This is a genomic window from Hymenobacter daeguensis, assembly GCF_054780555.1.
Genome location: NZ_BAAGWC010000001.1, coordinates 17,559 through 38,958, shown reverse-complemented (window position 1 = coordinate 38,958; position 21,400 = coordinate 17,559). Strand labels below are relative to the sequence as shown.

Genomic DNA, 21,400 nt, shown 5'->3' with positions numbered 1-21,400 from the left:
GCCTGCTCATGAGTTTCCGTTCCGATTTTTTGCACCGCCTGCCTCAGCTCACACCGGTTTCGTTCGAAGCGGCTGCCCTGGCCTTGTTTCGCCACCAGGCCACCCACTGCCCGCCCTACGCCGCCTACCTGGCCCGGCTGGGCCGCGATGCGTCAGCTGTTACCCGGCTCGAAGCTATTCCGTTCCTGCCCATCGAATTCTTCAAAACCCACGAAGTACGCACCGAGCCAGCAGGTTGGGAGCCGCAGGAAACCTTCCTGAGCAGCGGCACCACCCTGCAGCAGCGCAGCCGCCACCTCGTGCGCGAGCCCGCGCTGTACCGCGAAAACGCCGCCCGCATCTTCGAGCAGTATTACGGCCCGCTCACCGGCTGGACGTTTCTGGCGCTGCTGCCCTCGTACCTGGAGCAGGGCAATTCCTCGCTGGTGGCCATGGTGGACTACTTTGCCCGGCAATCGGGCCAGGCGCAGCCCGCCTTTTTCCTGCACGACCACGCCGCCCTGCGCGCCGCGCTGGCCCAGGCCAGGCAGGATTCACGCCGCCGCGTCATGCTCATCGGCGTGAGCTACGCGCTGCTGGATTTTGCGGCCGAAACCGGCCCCGCGCCGGAGTTGCAAGGCCTCACCGTGCTCGAAACCGGCGGCATGAAAGGCCGGCGCCGCGAGATGATTCGCGAGGAGCTGCACGCCGAATTGCAGCAGGCATTCGGCCCGGCCGGTATCCATTCCGAATACGGCATGACCGAGCTGCTGAGCCAGGCCTATTCGCTGGGCGACGGCCGTTTCCACTGCCCCGCGCCGCTGCGGGTGCTGCTGCGCGACCCGTCGGACCCGTTTTCGATTGGTGATAGAAAGGATGGCGCTATCAATGTGATTGACTTGGCCAACGTGGATTCCTGCGCTTTTATCGAAACCAAGGATTTGGCGCGGATGCATGAGGATGGCTCGTTCGAGGTGCTGGGCCGGATGGATAATTCGGACGTGCGCGGGTGCAATCAGCTGGTGTGAAGCGCAGAGCATTTAGCTAATTATCAAATGAAATGACTGCAGCGCGCTTATGAGGACGAAAAAAGCAATCAGATTTTGTAAACAAATAGACCGGGAAATCGAAAAGGCTGTTGCAGGATTCTCCCAGCCGCTCATGTCCGATTCAAAGTGGGTGCGCCTGATTGGTAAGCTTGTTGAAAATGCTGCTGAGGTTCGGGTAATTGCGTTTAAAAAGGTGCAACAAGACCAAATTGGTCGGTTGTACTTGTATGAAGACACGGAGTTCGGATTCGATTATTGGCAAACAGGTTTCGAAGGCCACAACTCGCTTGGCGGCTGGTTACTGTTCAAGGAAATTGAATACCTGTTTTTCCCAAGAATTATTGACGCGGCCAACCAGACCGAGCAGCGCTTGTCGCAAATTGAGGCCCTCATCAACAGCGTTGGTCAATTCTCGCTGGAAATAGATGAAAACGGGCTAACCCTGAACTGCTATAAACGATAAAAGCAGGTTGCTCACCAGGGCAGTTTCTACTGCACTCCGTGGACTACCTGCTTTTACCTTTTTAATTCTATTGTTCCTATTTCCCCGCAAACGCCTTCGCGTCGCTTTCCGAAATGGTGTCGTCGCTCATAATCACGAGGCGTTCTACCACGTTGCGCAGCTCGCGGATATTGCCGCGCCAGTCGAGGGCTTTGAGGTATTCCAGCGCGGCGGCGTCGATTTTCTTGGGCTTGGTGCCGTAGTCGGCGGCGATGTCGTTGAGGAATTTCTCAATTAATTCCGGAATGTCTTCGCGGCGGTCGTTGAGGGCGGGCACCTGAATGAGGATGACCGAGAGGCGGTGGTAGAGGTCTTCGCGGAAGTTGCGGTCGGCGATTTCCTGGAGCAGGTTTTTGTTGGTGGCGGCTACGACGCGCACGTTCACCGAGATTTCTTTTTCGCCGCCCACGCGGGTGATTTTATTTTCCTGCAACGCCCGCAGCACCTTGGCCTGGGCCGAGAGGCTCATGTCGCCGATTTCGTCGAGGAAGAGCGTGCCGCCGTCGGCCTGCTCAAACTTGCCGATGCGCTGCTTCACGGCCGAGGTGAAGGAGCCTTTTTCGTGGCCGAACAGCTCGCTTTCGATGAGCTCGGAGGGGATGGCGGCGCAGTTTACCTCCACCATCGGGCCGTTGGCGCGGGGGCTGAGCTCGTGCAGCTGGCGGGCCACCATCTCCTTGCCGGCGCCGTTGGGGCCGGTGATGAGCACGCGGGCATCGGTGGGGGCCACCTTTTCGATGGCCTTGCGCACCACGCCGAGGGCGGCCGAGGAGCCCACCATCTCGGAGCCTTTGGACGTGACGGACAGCTTCTTTTTCAGCGTCTTGCTCTCGGTCACGAGCTTGGTGCGGTCGAGGGCGTTGCGGACGGTGACGAGCAGGCGGTTGAGGTCGGGCGGCTTGGGCAGGAAGTCGTAGGCGCCTTTCTTGGTGGCTTCCACGGCGGTGTCGATGCTGCCGTGGGCCGAAACCATGATGAAGGCGGCTTCGGTGCCCATCTTTTGGGCGCGCTCCAGCACTTCGAGGCCGTCCATCTTGGGCATGCGGATGTCGCAGAGCACCACGTCGTACTTCTGCTGAATGAGCATGTCGAGGCCGGCGGGGCCGTCTTCGGCCTGGTCTACTTTGTAGTCTTCAAATTCCAGAATCTCCTTCAGCGTGTTGCGGATGGCTTTTTCGTCGTCGATGATGAGGATGCGGGGCATGGGTGCGGGAACGGGAATGAATGCAAATAGGAGGGAGCGAAGGTAACGAAAAGCGGCGCTAGGAGTTTAAGTAGCCACGCTAGCTAAGCGGTGCATCCTCGCTGGCGCGCGTCTGCGACGCGTACCAGCGGGGCGGTGAGGCCTAACGTCAGGCCGGTTTCCTTTGCATACCCAACACTACATTTCCCTCATGAAAACCTCTTTAACCCGACCATTCCTGCTCACGGCCGCCCTGGCCAGCAGCTTCAGCCTGTACTCCCTTATCAGCAAGCCCGCCCTCGCGCCCGACCCCAACAACGCCGGCCTGAAGCTGCCGGCCGGCTTCGGCGCGCTGGTGGTGGCCGAAACCGGCGGCCGGGCCCGGCACCTGGCCGTGACGCCGCAGGGCACCATCTACGTGAAGCTGAACCGCCCCAAGGACGGCAAGGGCGTGCTCGAGCTCAGGCCCAACGCCACCGGCAAGGCCACCGTGACGGGCGGCTTCGGCAGCTACGGCGGCACGGGCATTGCCCTGAAAGACGGGTATTTGTATGCGTCGTCGGATGAGGACGTGTACCGCTACAAGCTGGATGCGAAAGGGGAGGTGACCAACCCCGCGCAGCCCGAGAAGATTGTGACCGGCCTCATCAACCGGCACCAGCACGAGAGCAAGTCCATTGCGCTGGACAATGCGGGCAATATCTACGTCAACATCGGGGCCTATTCGAACTCCTGCCAGGTGAAGGACCGGCAGACGGGCTCGCTGGGCCAGCAGAATTGCCCGGTGCTGGATTCGGCGGGCGGCATCTGGCAGTTTCGGGCCGACAAGGTGGGGCAGGGCTACGGCAGTGGCACGCGCTACGCCACCGGCCTGCGCAACGTGGTGGGCCTCGACTGGAACCAGCAGGCCAACCAGCTCTTCGTGATGCAGCACGGCCGCGACCAGCTGCACGACATCTTCCCGGCGCTGTACGACAGCAAGCAGTCGGCCGAGCTGCCCGCTGAGTGCCTCTACGAAATCACCAAAGGCGCCAATGCCGGCTGGCCCTACCTGTACTACAACGGCCTGACGCACCAGAAAATACTGGCCCCCGAATACGGCGGCGACGGCAAGAAGCTGGCCGACCCCAAATACCTGGAGCCCGCCGCCGCCTACCCCGCCCACACCGCCCCCGACGGCCTGCTGTTCTACACGGGCACCATGTTTCCGGAGAAGTACCGCAACGGCGCGTTCATCGCCTTCCACGGCTCCTGGAACCGCGCCCCCGAGCCCCAGAAGGGCTATTACGTAGTGTTCCAGCCCTTCAAAAACGGCAAGCCCAGCGGCCCGTGGGAGGTGTTTGCCGATAACTTCGCGGGCTCCGATGCCAAGGCTGCCAGCGGCCGCGCCGACCACAAGCCCTGCGGCCTGGCCCAGGGCCCCGACGGCTCGCTCTACGTGAGCGACGACAAGGCCGGCACCATCTACCGCATCATGTACACCAAGAAATAAGCGCTTTCGTGAAGAAGTCTTTTGTCATTCTGGCGCTGCTGGCCCTGACCAGCGCCCCGGCTTTCGCCCAGAAAAAAACAGCGGCTAAAGGCCCCGCCAAAGCCCCCGCCGCCTCGGCCTCGGTGCTCAGGGGCAAGTCCCTATACACCCAGTACTGCCTCACCTGCCACCAGGCCGACGGCCTCGGCGTGGACGGCCTCAACCCGCCCCTGGCCAAGACCGACTACGTGCTGGGCGACAAAGCCCGCCTGGTAAAGGTGCTGCTCAACGGCCTGCAGGGCCAGGACATCAACGGCGAGGAATACCACAACGTGATGCCCTCGCAGGACTACCTCACCAACCAGCAGATGGCCGACGTGCTCACCTACGTGCGCAGCAACTTCGGCAACAAAGCCAGCGCCGTGACGGTGAGCGAGGTGCAAGCCGTTCGGTCTGCCAACAAGAAATAATGTCCGGGCTGCGGGGCCGCCCCACAGCTCAGTCGGGCGCCCGAATGCCTTGCGGGGCCGCCCCGCAGCTCAGTCGGGCGCCCGAATGCCTTGTGGGGCGGCCCCGTAGCTTAGTCGGGTGCCCGAATGCCTTCCGGGGCCGCCCCGCAGCTCAGTCGGGTGCCCGAATGCCTTGCGGGGCCGCCCCGCAGCTTAGTCGGGTGCCCGAATGCCTTCCGGGGCCGCCCCGCAGCTCAGTCGGGCACTCGAATGCCTTGCGGGGCCGCCCCGCAGCTCAGTCGGGTGCCCGAATGCCTTGCGGGGCGGCCCCGGTGCCTGGAAACAAAAAAGGCCACTCCCGCGCGGGAGTGGCCTTTTTTGATATGGGGTGATGGGTCTGTAAGCCGGGTTTTGTCCGTGGCCGAAGCCACTGCCTCACCATTTATCTAGGCCAGTCCTCGCGGAAAGGCTCCATCAACCTACCCGCTGGCGCCGGACGAGCCGCCCGGTGCCGGCACCGCCCGAAGGCCGCGCCGGCGTACCAGCTTATTTGGTCTTTCAACCCCTGAGGTTTACCCAGCCGGGACGGTCACCCGCCCGCTGGTGCGCTCTTACCGCACCTTTTCACCCTTACCGGTTGAAAGGGTAAGAGGGTGGGAGGGTAGAAGGGCATGAGTTTAAACTCCTACCCTCGCACCCTCTTACCCTCCTGCCCTTCAGGCCGGCGGTAATTTTCTGTGGCACTGGCTGTCCTGGCGAGCATGATACGCGCCAGTCCTTCCCGTTAGGAAGCAGGGTGCTCTGCGTTGCCCGGACTTTCCTCGTCGCCCGAAGGCGCCGCGGTGAGGCGACCCATCACTGGGGCAAAGGTAGGGGAGAAGTTGCCCGATTAGCCCCAGCGGGGCGCTATATCGATAGTAAAACCGGAATCTATTGAACAAGGAAGCCCTGTAGGGGCGACACTCGTTGAACGAATGTCGCCCCTACAGGGCTCGTCATACTGGGATGGGCGGGTGTATGCTACCGATATAGCGCCCCGCTGGGGCTCTGGAAATCAGCCCGCCTCTTCTGCCGCCTTGAACACATACTGGGGATTGTAGTCAACGCCAAAATGCTGCAACAGCAACTCGTATTCCTGGGCAAACGTCCGTTTGGCATGGTGCTCCTGCTGCCGTTCGATGTAGGCAATAACCTGCGGTAGCTGCGACGCGCCATAGGAAAACGCGCCGAATCCCTCCTGCCACGCAAACCTGCCCGGCAGCCATTTCTGCTCGTTGATAAACCTGGATGCATTGGCTTTCACCTCGCGCATCAAATCGGAAAGCGCCTTATCCGGCCGCAAGCCAATCAATAAATGCAGGTGGTCGGGCATGCCATTAATTGCCAGAAGCTTTTGCCCTTGCTGGGTGATAATGCCGGCGATGTATTGATAAAGGGTTTGGGCGTGGATGGCTGGAATGAGGGAGCGCCGGCCTTGCACCGCAAACACGATTTGTAGATGAATTTGGGTGTAAGTGTTGGCCATAAATGTAGAAACGCAAAGACTGGGTGCAAGCAGATAAAGCCCCAGCGGGGCGGCATGTCGGTAGTAAGTAGCGCAAAAAGAACGGCAAAGCCCCGGCGGGGCGACACTTGTCAGACAAATGTCGCCCCGCCGGGGCTTAGGAAATTGGGTGTGGCCGGTTTTACTACCGATATGTCGCCCCGCTGGGGCTTGATGAATCAACGGGGCGGGCTTCGCTGCCGGTATGTCGCCGTGCTGGGGCGTTACTGCCCCTCCCACACATTATCCTGCGGGTAGCTATCCGGCACCAGCGTGCTGCCCATTACAATCTTTTTCAAAGGCTGCTTGGTGGCGACGGGGACGGTGACGGACGTGGCCGACTCCCAGACGGCAATGCTGCGGTGGAGTTTCTGGGTGGTGTTGTCGGCGAAAGTCAGCGTCAAATCGACCGGGACGGGCTTGCTGCCCTTGGCCTGCACCTGGATGTCGTAGCCGGCGGCGGTTTTAGTCACGCTGGCAATGGCCAGGTCGGGATAGCCGTTGTCGAAAAACCAGCGCTGCCAGAACCAGTTGAGGTTGCGGCCCGCGCCGGCGTTCATGCTGTTGAAGAAGTCGTAGGGCATGGGATGCTTGCCGTTCCAGTTGCGGATGTAGGTGTGCAGGGCTTTCGTAAACAGCTCGTCGCCGAGCATATCCTTCACGTAGAGGTAGCCCATGCCGGGCTTGGGGTAGGAGTTGAGGAAAAACGCGCCGCCGTTTTGCTGGGTGCTGGGCGTGATGATGGGCAGGTCGCCTTCCTCGCCGGCGTGCTGGGCGTAGCGGGCCACGCCGTAGTCGTCGTCCAGCCTGGGGTCGATGATGCCCGAAATCAGCCACTCGCCGATGGTGGCCCAGCCCTCGTCCATCCAGCCGTACTTGGTTTCGTTGATGCCCATGTAGAAGGGAAACATCGTGTGGAAGATTTCGTGGTCGGTGAGGGTGATGGCGTCGTCGCGGGTTTCGGTGGGGTTGTCGTTCACCATCATCGGGTATTCCATCTGGTCGAGGCCGTCGAACACCGTTTCGTGAGCGTAGGGGAAGGGCCACCTGGGGAAGGTGTAGCTCATGGCCTCCACCGTTTTGCGGCTGAAGTCGATGACCTCCTTGTAGTCCTCGTGTTTGGGGTTGTACACGGCATCGACGCGGGTGCGGCGCCTGGTGGCGGGGTCCACCACCAGGCTGGTGCTTTGCCACACGTAATGGTCGGCGGTGGCGAAGACGAAGTCTGTCACATTCTTGGCCTCGAAGCGCCAGGTGTTCTGCGCGTTGGGCGCGGTGATGCCGCGCAGCCTTGCCTCGGCCGGGGTGATGATGCTCACCACGGCATCCTTCTGCTCGGCCTCGCGCAGGCGCTGGGCGTATTTTTTGGTCAGCACCTGGTCGGTGTTCATCAGGTCGCCGGTGGCCCACACCACGAAGTCTTTGGGCACGGTAACGGCGGCCTTGAAGTTGGCGAAGTCGTTGTAAAACTCCTGGTCGCCGGTGTAGGGCACGCGGTTCCAGCCGTCGATGTCGTCGTACACGGCAATGCGCGGGAAGAAGTACGCCACAAAAGCCGCGCCCGGCTCAATCTCGCCGGTGCGCTGGTGCGAGCCTTTGTTGAGGATATAGGAATACGTGGCCTGCACCGTGGCCGACTGGTGCGCCGCAATGGCCTTGCGCAGCGGCACCGTCAGGTTGGTGGCGTCGATGGCCAGCTTTTTCACGTCGAAGGTTTCGCCGTTGATGGTCAGCTGCTCAATTTTCATCCCCTCGCTCAGGTCTTCCGGGGCGAAGGATTTGCTGCGCGGCGCGCCTTTCTGGTAAAGGTTGGGGTAGAGCTTGAACCAGAGCCGGTCCAGGTTGTCGGGGCTGTTGTTCTGGTACTGAATGGCCACGGTGCCGGCCACGCGGCGCGTGGCGGGGTCGAACGTGACGTTGAGGTCGTAGTCGGCGGTGTTCTGCCAGTAGTTGGGGCCGGGCTGGCCGCTTTCGGCGCGGGTGCCCCTGGTGTAGGTGGCTTGCAGGTTGCGCGGAAGGGGCAGCGTGGGCTGGGCCAGGGCGGGCAGGGCGAGCAGGAGGGAAACGAAGGGGAGAAAGCGCATGCGGGACAGCGAAGGAAAAGAATTAGCCAGCGAAAAGACAAAAGAACATCCGGCAGCGCGCCGCCCTGCTACCGGCGCGCGCAGGCGGGCAAAGACTGCGCTACCCCGGCAAACACGCCACCACCCCAAATCCCGTGGCTTCGGCCGCGAAATGCAGGGTTCCGCCCACGGCCTCGGCCCGGTGGCGCATATTGGCTAGGCCGTGGCTGCCGGAGCGGGCAATGGGAGCCGGGCCGGGGGCATTGTCGCGCACCGAAAGGCAGAGCTGCCCGGCTTCCAGGCGCAGGCGAATGGTGACCTGCGTGGCGGTGCGGGCGTGCTTCACCACATTGTGAAGCGCTTCTTTGTAGATGAGGTAGATGGTCTGGCACACGGCCACGCTGGGGCGGCGGGTGGCGGCCTCCGGCGTCACGTCGAAGTCGATGGACAGGCCGGCGGGCGGCAGCACCTCGTGGGCGTGGTCGCGCATGTGCACCAGCACTTCGGGCAGGTCGGCCGAGCTGGCGTGCAGGCCCCACACCACGTCGGCCATCTGGCGGGCGGCGCGGCGGCTGGTGTCGCTCAGGCGCTCAAGGCGGGCCAGCGTCTGGGCGGGCGCGGCCGTGGTTTCGCGCAGCAGGTCGCTTTGCAGGCTGATTTGGGTGAGCAGCGCGCCCACGTCGTCGTGCAGGTCGGCGGCCAGCTGGGTGCGCAGGGCCGTGTCGTGGGTGGCCTGCCGCTGCTGCTGGCGGCGGCGGTATTGCCAGAACGCCCAGCCGGCCAGCAGCAGCAGGCCGCCCGCCAGGCTGCTCACACCCGCCACCTGCTGGCGGTAGCGCAGGCGGGTGAGCTCCTGGGTTTGGGCGGCCAGGCGGCGCTCCTGCTGCAGGCTGCGAATCTGGGCCTGCTGCTCGGCGTCGGTGAAGCGGGCCTGGGCCTGGCTGAGGGCGCCGGCGTTTTCGTGGGCGTGCAGGGTATCGCGCAGGGCCAGCAGGCGGTGCAGGGTGTCGTAGGCGGCGGGCTGGCCCAGGGCACGCATGGCCTCGGCCAGCAGGGCCAGGTTTTCAGCTTCGATTTCGGCCGCCTGACTCTGGTGGGCCAGGCTCAGCGCCTGCCGGGCCTCGGCCAGGGCCTGGGCCGGGCGGTGTCGGGCCAGGTACTGCCCGCCCAGGTGGCTGTGGGCTTCGGCCACCAGCTGGTTGAGGTGGGCGGCGCGGCCCAGCCGCACGGCCCGCTGCCACGAGGCCACCGCCGAATCGGGCTGGTGCTGGTGGTGCTGAATCTGGCCCAGCCCGATGGCCACCGCTACCGGCAGCTCCGGCCAGGTGCAGTGGGGCAGCAGCGCCACGGCCTGCCGCACCAGGGGGGCCGCCGTTGCCGGCTGCTGGTGGTTGAGGTGGTAGTTGGATAAGTTGTAGAGGGTCAGCACCTCGTTGTTGTAATTGCGGGGCCGGGCCTGCGCGAAGGTGGCGCGGGCCTGGGCGTAGTAGCGCAGGCCCGCGGGGGCGTTGCCGGTGTTCACGGCCATGCTGGCCATGCCGGCGTAGGCGCTGCCAATCAGGCCGGTGTGGTGAGCCTGCTGGGCGGCGCGCAGCATCAGCTGGTAGTAGTGCTGGGCGCGGGCGTAGCGGTGGGCCTGGTATTCGAGGCCGGCCAGGGCCCCGTAGGCATTGGCCTGCCCGCGCGTGAAGCCGATGCGCCGGGCCAGGGCCAGCGCCTCGGCCACGTAGGGCGGGGCCGAATCGGGCCGGGCGTAGATGAGGGCCTGGTACGCTTCCATGGCCCTGAATACCCGCTCGGTGTCGGGCAGCCCCGCCTTGCGCACGGTGGCCCGCAACGAATCGAACGGAAAAGGCCGGGCCCCGACCGGGCCGGATTGCGCCGCCGCTGCCCCCGCCAGCAGGAGCAGGCTCAATCCCAGCCAGCAGGAACGTAAGCGGAACGGCATTAAATAAATAAGGATAGAAGTAAGCGACAAAGAAAGCGCAGAAACGGCCTCGTTGCGCATCCGACGCCCGGCTGTTTTTAGTGCCGTCAGGTATCGGCTGAACGAATAAAAACGGCCGGCCACTCCCGGAGTCCGGCAGCGTACGGCTACCGGCGCTGGCGCTTCAGCGCGTGGGCCATGAGCTCGCTCCTGGAGTTGATTTGGAGCTTGCGGTACACGGCCCGGATGTGGTTGCGCACCGTGTCGATGCTGATGAAATGGCGCTCGGCAATGAGCTTGTAGCTCAGCCCGTCCTCGATGCCGCGCACGATTTCCAGCTCCCGGGCCGTGAGGGTTTCCGAGGGCAGCAGGTTGTCCAGCGGAATGTTGGGGGGCAGCGGGGGGGGCAGCTGCGCAAAGGCCTGCACCACGTAGCGCGCCACCCCCGGCGACATGGGCGAGCCGCCGGCCGCCACTTGCAGCAGGTGCTCCTTGAGCTGCGCCAGCGGCGTATTCTTCAGCAGGTAGCCCACCGCGCCGGCCCGCAGCGCTTCAAACACCCGCTCGGCATCGGCATACACGCTCAGCATCAGCACCTGGGCATCGGGCAGCAGCTCCTTAATCAAGGGCAGGCCGCTGATGCCCGACAGGCCCGGCAGGCCAATATCGGAGAGGATGATTTCCGGCCGCACGGCGGCCGTACGCAGCTGTTCTACAAACGCTTCGACGGAATCGGCCATCAGCACGCAGCGGAACTCGGGCTGGGCGCACAGGTATTCGTTCAGGGTTTCCCGAATGGAAACCTGGTCTTCGATGAGGGCCAGCGCGATGGGGGATTGCATGGCGCAAAGGTGCGGCGCAAACCCGCGCCGCGCCATGACATGGAAATGTTGATTTTGGGCCAGTGCCGGGGCGTGCTACACCCGTACCAGCCCGGCGGGCGTCAGCGTTTGCTCGCCGTGCCAGCGGTAGGCCACCAGCTCGCCGCCCCTGGCCACGCTGTAGTCGAGGCACACGGAGTGCGGCGTGAGCAGCCGGGGCTCGCCGCGCAGCCAGTAGTGGCCGAAAAACACGGGCGTTTCGTCCTGGTAGTAGCTGGCATCGGGCAGGGCGGCCACGTCCACCGGCTGGTCGGCCAGCGCCTCAATGGGCTCCAGGAAGTAGTCGTGGTAGGTGGCGGCCACGGGGTTGCGCCACCACGCGGTGCGCACCCTGGTGCGGCGGTGGCCGTCCTTGTCGAAGAAGTGGTAGTTGCCGGGCAGGGCCGTCTCGTGGCCTTTCAGGGTCACTTCGATGGCCTCGAACTCCGCCGAGCCCTTGCGGCTGGCCCGCAGCAGGAAGTCATCGGTCAGGCGGGAATCGGGCAGCTGCCCGCGCAGGTAGCCAATGTAGCGGGCATCCCAGCAGGCATGCACCACGCGCAGCCCTGGCAGCTCCAGAAACAGCGGCAGCGTGCGAAACCACGCCAGGTAGTCCCGCCATTCGGCAAACAGCTCCCTGGAGCTAAAGGCGCGAATGGTTTCGAGGTGCTGCAAAATGTGGTTGGGCAGGTGGGGGCGCAGATGCCCGCCCGTGGGGTCGAAGGCCCAGAAGGCGAGGGCATTGTATTCGTGGTTGCCCATCACGGCCAGGGCCGTGCCGGCATCAACCATGCCGCGCACCACCTGCAGCACTTCCCGAATGGCCGGCCCCCGGTCAATAAAATCACCCACGAAAATCACCTGCCGCCCCGCCGGGTGGCGGTAAATGCCCTGCGCATCGGGCGCGTAGTCGAGTTTTTGCAGCAGCTGGTGCAGCTCGGCCGCGTGGCCGTGGATATCGCCGATGAGGTCGTACATGGGCAGGATGAGGAGATGACAGAGAAAAAAAACGTCCTGCTGAGCGCAGCCGAAACAGGACGCTCTGTTATACTGGCCACGCAATGGCTTGCGAACATGGCGTAGGGTGCGGGGCTGGCCCCCGCCCGCTCTCTGGGCCCACTCAACGACGCCGGGCAATGGCGGGCGGGGGCCAGCCCCGCACCCTACCGCGCGACGCGTATAATTTCCGCCAGCCGGGCTTACTACTTCAGCCGCACCAGGGTAGCGCCGAAACCGAACTTGCCTTTCTGGGCATCTTCGAAGAACTTGATGTCCTTGTTGCGGCTCAGCTGGCGGTGGATTTCCTTGCGCAGCGTGCCATTGCCGAGGCCGTGGATGAACACGATTTCGTGCATGTTGGTGGCCAGGGCGCGGCTCAGCGCGTCCTCAAACGCATCGAGCTGCAGGCGCAGGATGGCCGTGTTGCTCAGCTCTTCCTTGTTGTCGGGGCGCAGGGCTTCGAGGTGCAGGTCGAACTCGTGGGGCGGCGCTACCACCGGCGCGGCGGGTTTGACCGGCGCAGCGGCGGCTACGGCGGCCGGCTTCGCGGGCGCGTCGCCGCTGAGCTGGGCCTTGAGCGCGGCGGCATCTACGCCCGCCGGTTTGGCCGGCTCGGGGGCAGGAGCGGGGGCTTCCTGGGCCAGCTTCTCGGGCGCGATGGCGGCGGCGGCCTTCTCATCGAGCTGAAACAGGTACGCATCCTTGCCAATGAGCGGCGCGGGCCGCTGGCTGCTGTAGAACGTGCTGGCTTTGAACGCTTGGCGCTTGGTGAGCAGCTCATAAGCGGCATCGCCATTCGGCCTGGTGGGCAGCAGCTGGAACACCACGGCGGGCCAGGTTTCGAAGTCCTTCAGGTGCAGGAAGGAGAGGGGCTTGGTGCTGGCCTTGGGGCCGAGCTTGTCGGCGGCCAGGGTGCGGTAGGGGCGGGCGCTGGTTTCCTCGCCGTAAGTAAAAAGCACGTCGGCCTCGGTGTTGTTGATGAGCGTGACGCCCAGCAGCTCCGGCGACTGGTGCACCAGGGCCAGAAACAGGCCCTTGGCCGCCGCCGGCTGCCGGCTGCCGCCGGCCGGGCCGCTGCCAGCGCCCATCTTGGCGATGCCGGCATTGCTCGATGCTGCCGCGGCCAGTGCCTGCTGCAGCGAGGGCTGGGCCGGTTTGGCCGGGCCGGCCTCGTGCACCGGGCGCTTGCTCTTGTCCTTTTTGCTGGCGTTGGCGTTTTTGCCGGGTGCCTGGCCGGGACCGTAGTCGGGGGCGGCGCGGTCGAAGTTTTTGCCTTCTTCCTGGGCCACCACCACTACTTCGCGCCGCAGCACGGGAATGGTAAAGTCATTATCAATAGCAACTTCCACCAGCTCGCTGTCGAGCAAGCGGGTAACGATGCCTTCTTCGGTGCCGGTCAAGAGCCGGACTCTGTCTCCTACGTTCATAATATCACGGATTTGCGCTGGAGGGCGCTGTTTTCAGCAAGAGAAAACAGCCGCCGGGGCGGGGTGGGTTCATCAAAAGTACGGGCAGAAGCCGTGGCGCGGATGGATAAGCCGTTTTCAGCCTACATATAGAGGCCGTGAAACTGGAAACCGTTGCGCCCGTTGTACTCCAGCGCCGGGGCCGGCAGGTGGAAAATGCTGAGCGTGTAGAACACCCGTTTCAGCAGCACGCTGCGGGTGGGGATGCGGCGCAAATCCACATCGACGGACAGGTAAAACTGCCGGTAGGGCCGCAGGCCGGCCGCCGCGTTGGTGCCGTCGTCGTTGTACACCATGTCCTGGCCGCCGTAGCCCACGGCCGGCTGCAGCCAGCGCGGCCAGCGGTTGCCGGGCTTCAGAAACGCGCCCACGTCGGTGCAGAGCCAGTAGGTCTGGCCGTTGTAGTCCTTGAGCAGGCGCTCGGGCACGTTGCTGCCCAGCACGTTGGGGCGCATGGCGGCGTAGCTGGTGAGGTGAAACGACCATTTGGGCATGATGCGGACATCGTGCCAGGCCAGCTGCTGGGCCAGCAGCCCGGCCGAGCCCAGAAAATTGGCCGCCAAATCGGTGGCCGAGGCGCCATAAGCCGGGTCGAAGCCGTCGAGGATTTCAATCGGGCTCTGCACCACGAAACCCACGAAGGAGCCGTACCAGATGGCTTTCTTCTCGCTCAGGCCGGCCCAGCGAAGCATGTCCACCGCGCCCCGGCTTTCCTGAAAGGCGCCCCAGAAGTGGCCGCACTTGTCGAGCTGCTGCCACTCGGGCAGGTCGTTGAACCAATGCAGCGGCACCCGCTCGCCGGTGTACCAGGCCGTGGTGAGGCCCGTGTAAATCACGCCGTAGCTCAGCGCCGAGCCGCCCACCAGCAGGCGCAGGCGCCGCCTGCTGGTGGCTGGGTCGAGGGCTCGTGGAGAAGGGCCTTGCAGCAGCACCGTATTGGGGGCAGTGCTATCGGCCTGGGGGAGGGCCTGCGCTTGCCCGCGCAACGGCCCCGCCGAAGCCAGCGCCACGGCCAGCGCCAGCCAGTTTTTCCGTGCCCTCGAAATCGTCCCAAAAAAAGCTCCGGCCATGCGCAACTAAATCAAGCAATAAAAGGCTTAAAGGTACGCCCGGAAATGCCCCGGACGGGCCGCAATTCCGTATCTTGCGCCTTGGTTTGCCTGTGAAATAATTAATTAAATCGAAGGCAAACGTTTCCACAAATATCCAAAAACAAACTTCTTCACCGCTCAAAAAGTCTTACGCTCAACTGTATTTCCCACCTTTTCGCATTCCAATTCCCACATGCAAACATTTCGACGCTTAGCGGCCCTGCTGCTGACGCTGCTGGCCTGGACCACCCAGGCGCAGGTTGTCACTACTTCGCCGGTGTTCTTCACCGACCAAACGGCGGTCACCATCACCTACGATGCCACGCAGGGCAACGGCGCCCTGGCCAATTTCACGGGCAACGTGTACATCTGGACCGGCACCGTGACCAACCTCAGCTCCAGCAACACCAACTGGCGCAACGTGCACAGCTCCAACTTCGGCGCGGCCGACCCCACGGCGCTGATGACCCGCGACGCCAGCAACCCCAACCTCTACCGCATCACCTTCACGCCGCGCACTTACTACCCCATTCCGGCCGCCGAAAGCCTGCTGCGCCTGGGCATGATTTTCAAGAATGCCGATGGCTCGGTGGTGGGCCGCGCGGCGGGCGGCAGCGACATTTTCGTGGATGCCTACCAGGGCGGCCCGGCGGTGCGCATCACCTCGCCGGCGCACTCGGCTAACCCGCAGTTCGTGGCGGCCAACGTGGCCATCCCGGTGACGGGCGAAAGCGCCCAGGCCGCTAACCTGACCCTGACGCTGAACGGCACCACCGTGGCCACGGCCAACAATGCCACCGCCATCAGCGGCAGCGCCACGCCCACGCTGCCCGGCCGCAACGTGCTGCGCCTCACGGCCGGCACCGGCGCTGCGGCCGTGTCCGACTCCGTAATTCTGGTGGTGCGGCCCACCGTGACGGTGGCGGCCCTGCCCGCCGGCGCGCACGAAGGCGTGACGTATCTGGCCGGCGGCACGTCGGTCATTCTGGCCCTCACGGCCCCCGGCAAGCAGTATGTGTACGCCGTTGGCGAGTTCAACAACTTCCAGACCACCAACGCGGGCTTCATGAACAAGACGCCCGACGGCAACATGTGGTGGGTGCAGCTCAACGGCCTCACGCCCGGCCAGGAGTATGCCTACCAGTATTTGATTGACGGCACCCTGCGCGTGGCCGACCCCTACACCGAGAAAATTCTCGACCCCAGCAACGACCAGTACATTCCGGCCATCACCTACCCCGGCCTGCGCTACCCCAGCGGCCAGACGGGCATCATGGCCACCTTCCAGACCAACCAGACGCCCTACACCTGGCAGGTGAATAATTTCGTGCGCCCGGCCAAGTCGGCGCTGGTGGTGTACGAGCTGCACATTCGGGACTTTGTGGCCCGCCACGATTTCCAGACCATCCGCGACACGCTGCGCTACATCCAGCGCCTGGGCGTGAACTGCATCGAGCTGATGCCGGTGAACGAGTTTGAGGGCAACGACAGCTGGGGCTACAACCCGAGCTTCTACTTCGCGCCCGACAAATACTACGGCACCAAAAACGCCCTCAAGGCCCTGGTAGATGAGGCCCACCGCCGCGGCATGGCCGTGGTGCTGGATATGGTGCTGAACCACTCCTGCGGCCAGAGCCCCATGGTGCAGATGTACTCCGATGCCGGCGGCCCCACCACCGACAGCCCGTGGTTCAACCGCGTGGCCACGCACCCCTTCAACGTGTGCTACGACTTCAACCACGAGAGCACATTCACCCGCGCCTTCAGCAAAAACGTGATGGATTTCTGGGTGAACGAATACCGCGTGGACGGCTACCGCTTCGACCTGAGCAAGGGCTTCACGCAGGTGAACTCGGGCAGCAACGTGGGGGCCTGGGGCAACTACGACCAGTCGCGCATCAACATCTGGATGGACTATTACAACCGCATCCAGGCCAACCGCGCCGGCACCTACGTCATCCTCGAGCACTTTGCCGACAACAGCGAGGAAACCGTGCTGGCCAATGCCGGCATGATGCTGTGGGGCAATATGAACTACGCCTACGACAACACCGGCAAGGGCATTACCTCCAACACCAACTTCATCAACGGCTACTACGGCACCGGCGGCCGGGGCTGGGCGCAGCCCGGCCTGGTGAGCTACATGGAAAGCCACGACGAGCAGCGCGTGATGTACGACGCCCTCACGGCCGGCCTCAACAACGGCAACGGCTACAACGTGCAGAACCTGCCCACCGCCCTCTCGCGCATGGAAATGAACGCGGCCTTCTTCTTCACCATTCCCGGCCCTAAGATGGTGTGGCAGTTCGGCGAGCTGGGCTACGACATCGACATTAACCAGAACGGCCGTACCGGCGCCAAGCCCATCCTGTGGAACTACCTGCAGGATGCCAACCGCCGCCACCTGCGCGATACCTACGCCAACCTCATTGCCCTGCGCAAGCAAACGGGCTTCAGCACGGCCACGTTTAGTGGCGCCCTGGGCGGGCAGTCGAAGGTGCTGCACCTGTCCGACCCCAGCCTGAACATTACGGCCGTGGGCAACTTCGGCATCTTCGGCGACCAGGTGGACCCCGACTTCCAGCAAACCGGCAAGTGGTACAACTACCTCACCGGCGACAGCATCACCGTCGCCAACACGCACACGCTGCTCAACCTCAACCCCGGTGAGTTTGCCGTGTACACCACCCGCCGCATCCGCCGCCTCACGCTGGCCACCCGCGCCGAGCAGCTGAACGTGTTCCACCTCACCGCCGCGCCCAACCCCGCCCGTGGCACCACCACCCTGCAGTACGAGCTGCCCGCCGCCGGGGCCGCCCAAATCACGGTACGCAACGTGCTGGGCCAAAGCGTGCTGGCCCTGCCCGCCCTGCGCGAAAGCGCCGGCACCCACACCCGCGAGCTGCCCCTGGGCAAGCTCGCCGCCGGGGTCTACATCGTGCAGCTCCGCGCCGATACCCGGCAGCAAACCCTGCGCCTGGTAGTGGAGTGATGAGTTAGCCGTTAAGAGTTAAAAAAAGGCCCGTCTGACGATTCAGACGGGCCTTTTTTTAACTCTTAGCTGCTAAACTTAACTCAATTCCCTTCCTCGTGGTAGGTCACCAGGTCATCGATGGGGGAGCGGATAATCTTGCCCACTTCCATGCCGTGGTTTTTGGCCAGCTGCGTCAGCACGTCGCGGAAGTTGTAGCCCACCGAGCCCACGCAGTTGAACGTGTATTCCTGGTAGCGGGGGTAGTGCAGCACCAGGTTCTGGAAGAAAGCCTCGAAGGCATCAACCACGATTTCGCGGCAGTAGGGCACGTTGTTGTGGTCGTAGGCAAACTTGGCGAAGCTGGCCAGGAAGCGGTTGGGCAGCGGCTGGTTGTAGAGCCGGTCCAGAATGTCGTTGCGCGAGCCGAGGTGGTATTCTTCCTTCAGCGCCTCCTGCAGGCCATCGGGCAGCAGGCCGCGCAGGTAGTCGCGCAGCAGCCGCTTGCCAAAATACGAGCCCGAGCCTTCGTCGCCCAGGAAATACCCCAGCGAGTCCACGTTGTAGATAATCTTCTCGCCGTCGTAGATGCACGAGTTCGTGCCCGTGCCCAGGATGGCCGCGAAGCCGGGCTTGCGGCCCAGCAGGGCGCGGGCCGCGGCCAGCAGGTCTTCGGTCACGTGGGCCTTGCACTTGGGAAACAGCTGGCGCAGGGCGGCGGCAATTACTTCGGCCTTTTGCGCCGAGGAAACGCCGGCTCCGTAGAAATACACGTCGGTCACTTCCTCGCGGGGCAGCGTGCTGGGCAGGTTCTGGGTGAGGGAGGCCACAATTCCGGCCGTGTCAATAAAATCGGGGTTGTACCCTTCGGTGTTGAAATACACGCGTTGGTGAGCGTCATCGAGCTGGCACCAGCTGCATTTCGTCGAGCCGCCGTCGGCAATTAGTATCATAAGGAAGTCGGGGGGGAGTGAATACGGGAAGGCGAAAGTAACCACTCGCTCCGAAACCCCATCGTTGGTAGGGTCAGGGCAATCGTTTGCCGTGTTTTTTTGTGTGCTTGCCGACTATTTTATGGCTCAAAATGTGCGAAATCACGCTTCTGTCGCTACTTTTACTCCCGGCTAGGAGTGAGGACTCACTCTTAAATAACGGCCAACTCAACTAACGTTTTTTCGTAACAATTCTCACCACTTTCCCAATCTAAATTCCCATGAAAAAACTCTTTACTCTTGCAGCGGCCGGTGTGCTGGCTGCTGGTTCGCTCACTGCCCAGGCGCAGGTGACGGTTGACGGGCAGCTGACCGCCGCCGAAGTGACTTCCGGCAACTACGTGTTGCTGGGCAAATACACCAACGTCCGGGGCTTCGGCGACGCTGGTCTGCTGAGCCTCTACGCCGCCAGCACCGCTACCAAGCTGTACATCTTCGTAGGTGGCACCGTAGAAGCCAACGGCAACGCCTTCCAGCTGTTCCTCGACCTGCCCAGCGTTGCTGGTGTACCGGTAGGTACGTCGCTGCCTGCTGGCACCAGCGGCACCTCGTTCCAGAACATGACATCGAAGCTGGACTTGGCAGCTGATTTGGCCCTGGCGCTGCGTTCCGACGGCGGTGCTACTCCCGCCAACAGTGTTTACAAGGTTGAAGCCGCTGCTTATACGTCGGCCACCGCCGCCAGCTCTGCCACGCTCACTACTACGGCTGGCCCGCTGCTGAATACCGGCGCTGCCCTGACGCTGTCATCCGCTACCACCACCGGCAACTATGCTCGCCTGGCCGGTGCCCGCGTTGCCTACAAAGTGGGCACTACTGCTGGCATCTCCGGCAACCCCGGCAACACCTCACCCAATACGGCGGCTTCTTACGGCGGCGTAGGCTCCAACGGCTGGGAAATTGAGATTGACCGCACGGCTGCCGGCCTCACCGGCACACCTTCAGTTACGATGTTCGTCGTGCAAAACAGCGGCGATGGCGGCTACCTGTCCACTGACTATATCCCGCAAACGTCTTCTCCCATTCCGCCTGTTGCCGGCGGCAACCCGGGTAACCCCGGCACCGGTGCCTACGACTTCACGGCTGTAGTTGGTCGTCAGGCTGCCACCGTTACGCTGGGTGCCAACGGTGTGCTGGGCACCAAAGCGGCTGATGCTGCTGCCGTGGCCCTGAACGTGTATCCGAACCCCGCCCAGGGCGTTGCCACGGTGGCCTATAACGTAGGCAGCCAGGCCGACAACGTGAACATCGTGCTGACCGACCTGCTCGGCCGCCCGGTGCAGACGCTGGAAAACGGCCGCCAGGCCGCCGGCCTGCAGACCAAAACCATCAGCACCGCCAACGTGGCCGCCGGCACCTACTTGGTGCGCGTGCAGGTAGGCGACAAAGTATCGACCAGCAAAGTAGTGCTGTTGTAAGCCCCACCGCTTGTTAAACAAAAAAGCCCCGTCAGACGACGGGGCTTTTTTGTTTTCAATAGAACCCGCGAAAGGCCATGCGTGAGCCTTCGCGGCCGGTTATGCTCGGGTAAAATCAGCGAACGGGTGTTGTCAACAACTGTGCGGATTTCAGCGGCATAGGCTGCAGAAATCTATTTGGCCAGCTTCGGGTTAACCAATGCCTGGTATGCTGTGAAAGCGTCTGCGTAGCCGGCTTCTTCGCCTGTGCAAGCCCGCAGGGCTGGTGCCCGGAAATGCTTTAGCCAATCCGGCAGCAGCCTGCCGCAAAAAGTAAAAGACAGAAGCCGGGGTTGGCGTGGAGACGGTCGCTTTGACCGACGAATAACAAACACCAGGAAAACGCATGGGATGCGTTTTGGCGACGCTTAAAGGCATTCCGTGCTACACCCTGACAAGCAACCTCACCGAGACAAAAAAAGGCGCCGCTAGATTACTAGCGGCGCCTTTCTATAACCAGTATAACTCCGGTTCGGCCGGTGAAAACGGCAGCGTCAATCAGGGGGTAATGGTGAGGGTGCCACCCGTAACGCCGGCGCCGGTGCCGGCAACCACCAGCTTCACCGTGTAGGTGCCTGCGGTGGCAAGGGTGATGTCGGAACCGTTGCGGGTGAGCGCTACCCCGGTAGCCAAATTACTGGAGGGGCCCCCCAGGTTGACATCCCACTTCTTGTTCTGACGGAATTTAAGTGCGCCAGCGCTGAGCTGGGTGCGAGCCGTGTAGGCCTGCAAAGCGCAGTTCCAAACCAATGGAATGCCATCTTCGGTGGCGGGGGTGCCACTCGGCCAGCCATTGCCGGCCGGGCCCACCAGCGCCCAGGTGTCAGTATTGGGAGGAAGGCAGGCGGGGTAAGCGGTGGCGGTGATGGCTACCGGGGCCGACACGAAAGTGTGGTTGTCGGTGCCTACCACAGCGGCTACCCGCACGTAGGCGGGAGTAGGCGCACCGGTCGGAAACCCAATCGAGTTAAGCGCATTATTCAAATCGGCGACGGTCACGGCTTTCGAAGTGCTCGTGGCGGCATCGATGATGGCCGGATAACCGAACCCATCGGCCGATTTGGCTACCTGCAGCTGGTAGGTAACGGCTGGCGCCTTGGTGTATTCGGTGCCGCTGATGGAAAACTGAACGGCGTTCCACGAGTACGTGAGCGCCGTTTGGGGGTCGTTAATCTGAGCCAGCACCACCGTGTTGGTGGCGGTGGATAGGGTAAGCGGCGCCGAAGGGCTCACGCTTGCCTGATTCTCGTCCTTTTTGCACGAGGCCAACGCCAGCACAGCAAATGCAACGGCGGCAGCTTGGGTAAGCAAATTCTTCATGAGATAGGTTGATATTGAAAAGTTGAAGCTAAAACCGTTCTTTCTGCCAGGGTCGGGCAGTGCCCGGTGCAGCAGCAA

At 63.2% G+C, this 21,400-nt stretch carries 16 protein-coding genes and 1 other RNA gene; 6 read left to right on the top strand and 11 right to left on the bottom strand.

Annotated elements, in window-relative coordinates; all coding sequences use genetic code 11:
- Positions 1 to 8 precede the first annotated feature (8 nt).
- Positions 9 to 1,007, top strand: coding sequence for a long-chain-fatty-acid--protein ligase (locus ACYVHT_RS00160; protein WP_460546707.1), 999 nt, complete (start codon positions 9 to 11; stop codon positions 1,005 to 1,007).
- A gap of 133 nt (positions 1,008 to 1,140) precedes the next feature.
- Positions 1,141 to 1,491 (top strand): hypothetical protein, encoded by a 351-nt coding sequence (locus ACYVHT_RS00155; RefSeq protein WP_460546705.1) that lies wholly within the window; start codon positions 1,141 to 1,143, stop codon positions 1,489 to 1,491.
- A 76-nt stretch (positions 1,492 to 1,567) separates the two neighbouring features.
- Here the strand turns inward: ACYVHT_RS00155 and ACYVHT_RS00150 are convergent, their stop codons facing one another.
- Entirely contained in the window at positions 1,568 to 2,734 is a 1,167-nt protein-coding gene (locus tag ACYVHT_RS00150) for a sigma-54-dependent transcriptional regulator (protein WP_460546703.1), read from the bottom strand.
- 190 nt (positions 2,735 to 2,924) lie between these two features.
- Between ACYVHT_RS00150 and ACYVHT_RS00145 the strand changes: the two genes are divergently transcribed.
- Complete coding sequence (locus ACYVHT_RS00145) at positions 2,925 to 4,205, top strand: PQQ-dependent sugar dehydrogenase (RefSeq protein WP_460546701.1); 1,281 nt, start codon at positions 2,925 to 2,927, stop codon at positions 4,203 to 4,205.
- A gap of 8 nt (positions 4,206 to 4,213) precedes the next feature.
- Positions 4,214 to 4,654 carry a c-type cytochrome gene (locus ACYVHT_RS00140; RefSeq protein ID WP_460546699.1) on the top strand — a complete coding sequence of 147 codons (441 nt, stop codon included), beginning with the start codon at positions 4,214 to 4,216 and terminating at the stop codon, positions 4,652 to 4,654.
- A gap of 363 nt (positions 4,655 to 5,017) precedes the next feature.
- Here ACYVHT_RS00140 and rnpB read toward each other — a convergent pair.
- The 8 genes from rnpB to ACYVHT_RS00100 all read right to left on the bottom strand — a co-directional run bounded on the left by rnpB (position 5,018) and on the right by ACYVHT_RS00100 (position 14,561).
- An RNA gene (gene rnpB, locus ACYVHT_RS00135) (RNase P RNA component class A) lies at positions 5,018 to 5,492 on the bottom strand.
- A gap of 195 nt (positions 5,493 to 5,687) precedes the next feature.
- Complete coding sequence (gene tnpA / locus ACYVHT_RS00130; RefSeq protein WP_460546697.1) at positions 5,688 to 6,158, bottom strand: IS200/IS605 family transposase; 471 nt, start codon at positions 6,156 to 6,158, stop codon at positions 5,688 to 5,690.
- A 242-nt stretch (positions 6,159 to 6,400) separates the two neighbouring features.
- Positions 6,401 to 8,260, bottom strand: coding sequence for a M1 family metallopeptidase (locus ACYVHT_RS00125; protein ID WP_460546695.1), 1,860 nt, complete (start codon positions 8,258 to 8,260; stop codon positions 6,401 to 6,403).
- Positions 8,261 to 8,360: 100 nt separating this feature from the next.
- The gene (locus ACYVHT_RS00120; RefSeq protein WP_460546693.1) at positions 8,361 to 10,187 is read right to left on the bottom strand and encodes a sensor histidine kinase; all 1,827 of its coding nucleotides are present in this window, start codon (positions 10,185 to 10,187) and stop codon (positions 8,361 to 8,363) included.
- Between the two features lie 146 nt (positions 10,188 to 10,333).
- Positions 10,334 to 11,008: a transcriptional regulator gene (locus ACYVHT_RS00115; RefSeq protein WP_460546691.1), complete on the bottom strand. Its 675-nt coding sequence runs from the start codon at positions 11,006 to 11,008 to the stop codon at positions 10,334 to 10,336.
- Positions 11,009 to 11,083: 75 nt separating this feature from the next.
- Positions 11,084 to 12,004 (bottom strand): metallophosphoesterase family protein, encoded by a 921-nt coding sequence (locus ACYVHT_RS00110; RefSeq protein WP_460546689.1) that lies wholly within the window; start codon positions 12,002 to 12,004, stop codon positions 11,084 to 11,086.
- A gap of 224 nt (positions 12,005 to 12,228) precedes the next feature.
- On the bottom strand, positions 12,229 to 13,452 hold the full coding sequence (locus ACYVHT_RS00105) for a Smr/MutS family protein (RefSeq protein WP_460546687.1): 1,224 nt from the start codon (positions 13,450 to 13,452) through the stop codon (positions 12,229 to 12,231).
- 122 nt (positions 13,453 to 13,574) lie between these two features.
- The gene (locus ACYVHT_RS00100; protein WP_460546685.1) at positions 13,575 to 14,561 is read right to left on the bottom strand and encodes a DUF2279 domain-containing protein; all 987 of its coding nucleotides are present in this window, start codon (positions 14,559 to 14,561) and stop codon (positions 13,575 to 13,577) included.
- Positions 14,562 to 14,775: 214 nt separating this feature from the next.
- Between ACYVHT_RS00100 and ACYVHT_RS00095 the strand changes: the two genes are divergently transcribed.
- Positions 14,776 to 17,574: a DUF4961 domain-containing protein gene (locus tag ACYVHT_RS00095; protein WP_460546683.1), complete on the top strand. Its 2,799-nt coding sequence runs from the start codon at positions 14,776 to 14,778 to the stop codon at positions 17,572 to 17,574.
- A gap of 83 nt (positions 17,575 to 17,657) precedes the next feature.
- Here ACYVHT_RS00095 and ACYVHT_RS00090 read toward each other — a convergent pair whose 3' ends face one another.
- A complete protein-coding gene (locus ACYVHT_RS00090) occupies positions 17,658 to 18,506 on the bottom strand; it encodes an N-acetylglucosamine kinase (RefSeq protein WP_460546681.1) in 849 nt (282 codons plus the stop codon).
- Positions 18,507 to 18,766: 260 nt separating this feature from the next.
- Here ACYVHT_RS00090 and ACYVHT_RS00085 point away from each other — a divergent pair, with 260 nt between their 5' ends.
- Positions 18,767 to 19,963, top strand: a complete 1,197-nt coding sequence (locus ACYVHT_RS00085) for a T9SS type A sorting domain-containing protein (RefSeq protein ID WP_460546679.1) — start codon at positions 18,767 to 18,769, stop codon at positions 19,961 to 19,963.
- A gap of 537 nt (positions 19,964 to 20,500) precedes the next feature.
- Here ACYVHT_RS00085 and ACYVHT_RS00080 read toward each other — a convergent pair.
- Positions 20,501 to 21,322: a SusE domain-containing protein gene (locus ACYVHT_RS00080; protein ID WP_460546677.1), complete on the bottom strand. Its 822-nt coding sequence runs from the start codon at positions 21,320 to 21,322 to the stop codon at positions 20,501 to 20,503.
- Positions 21,323 to 21,400: the final 78 nt, after the last annotated feature.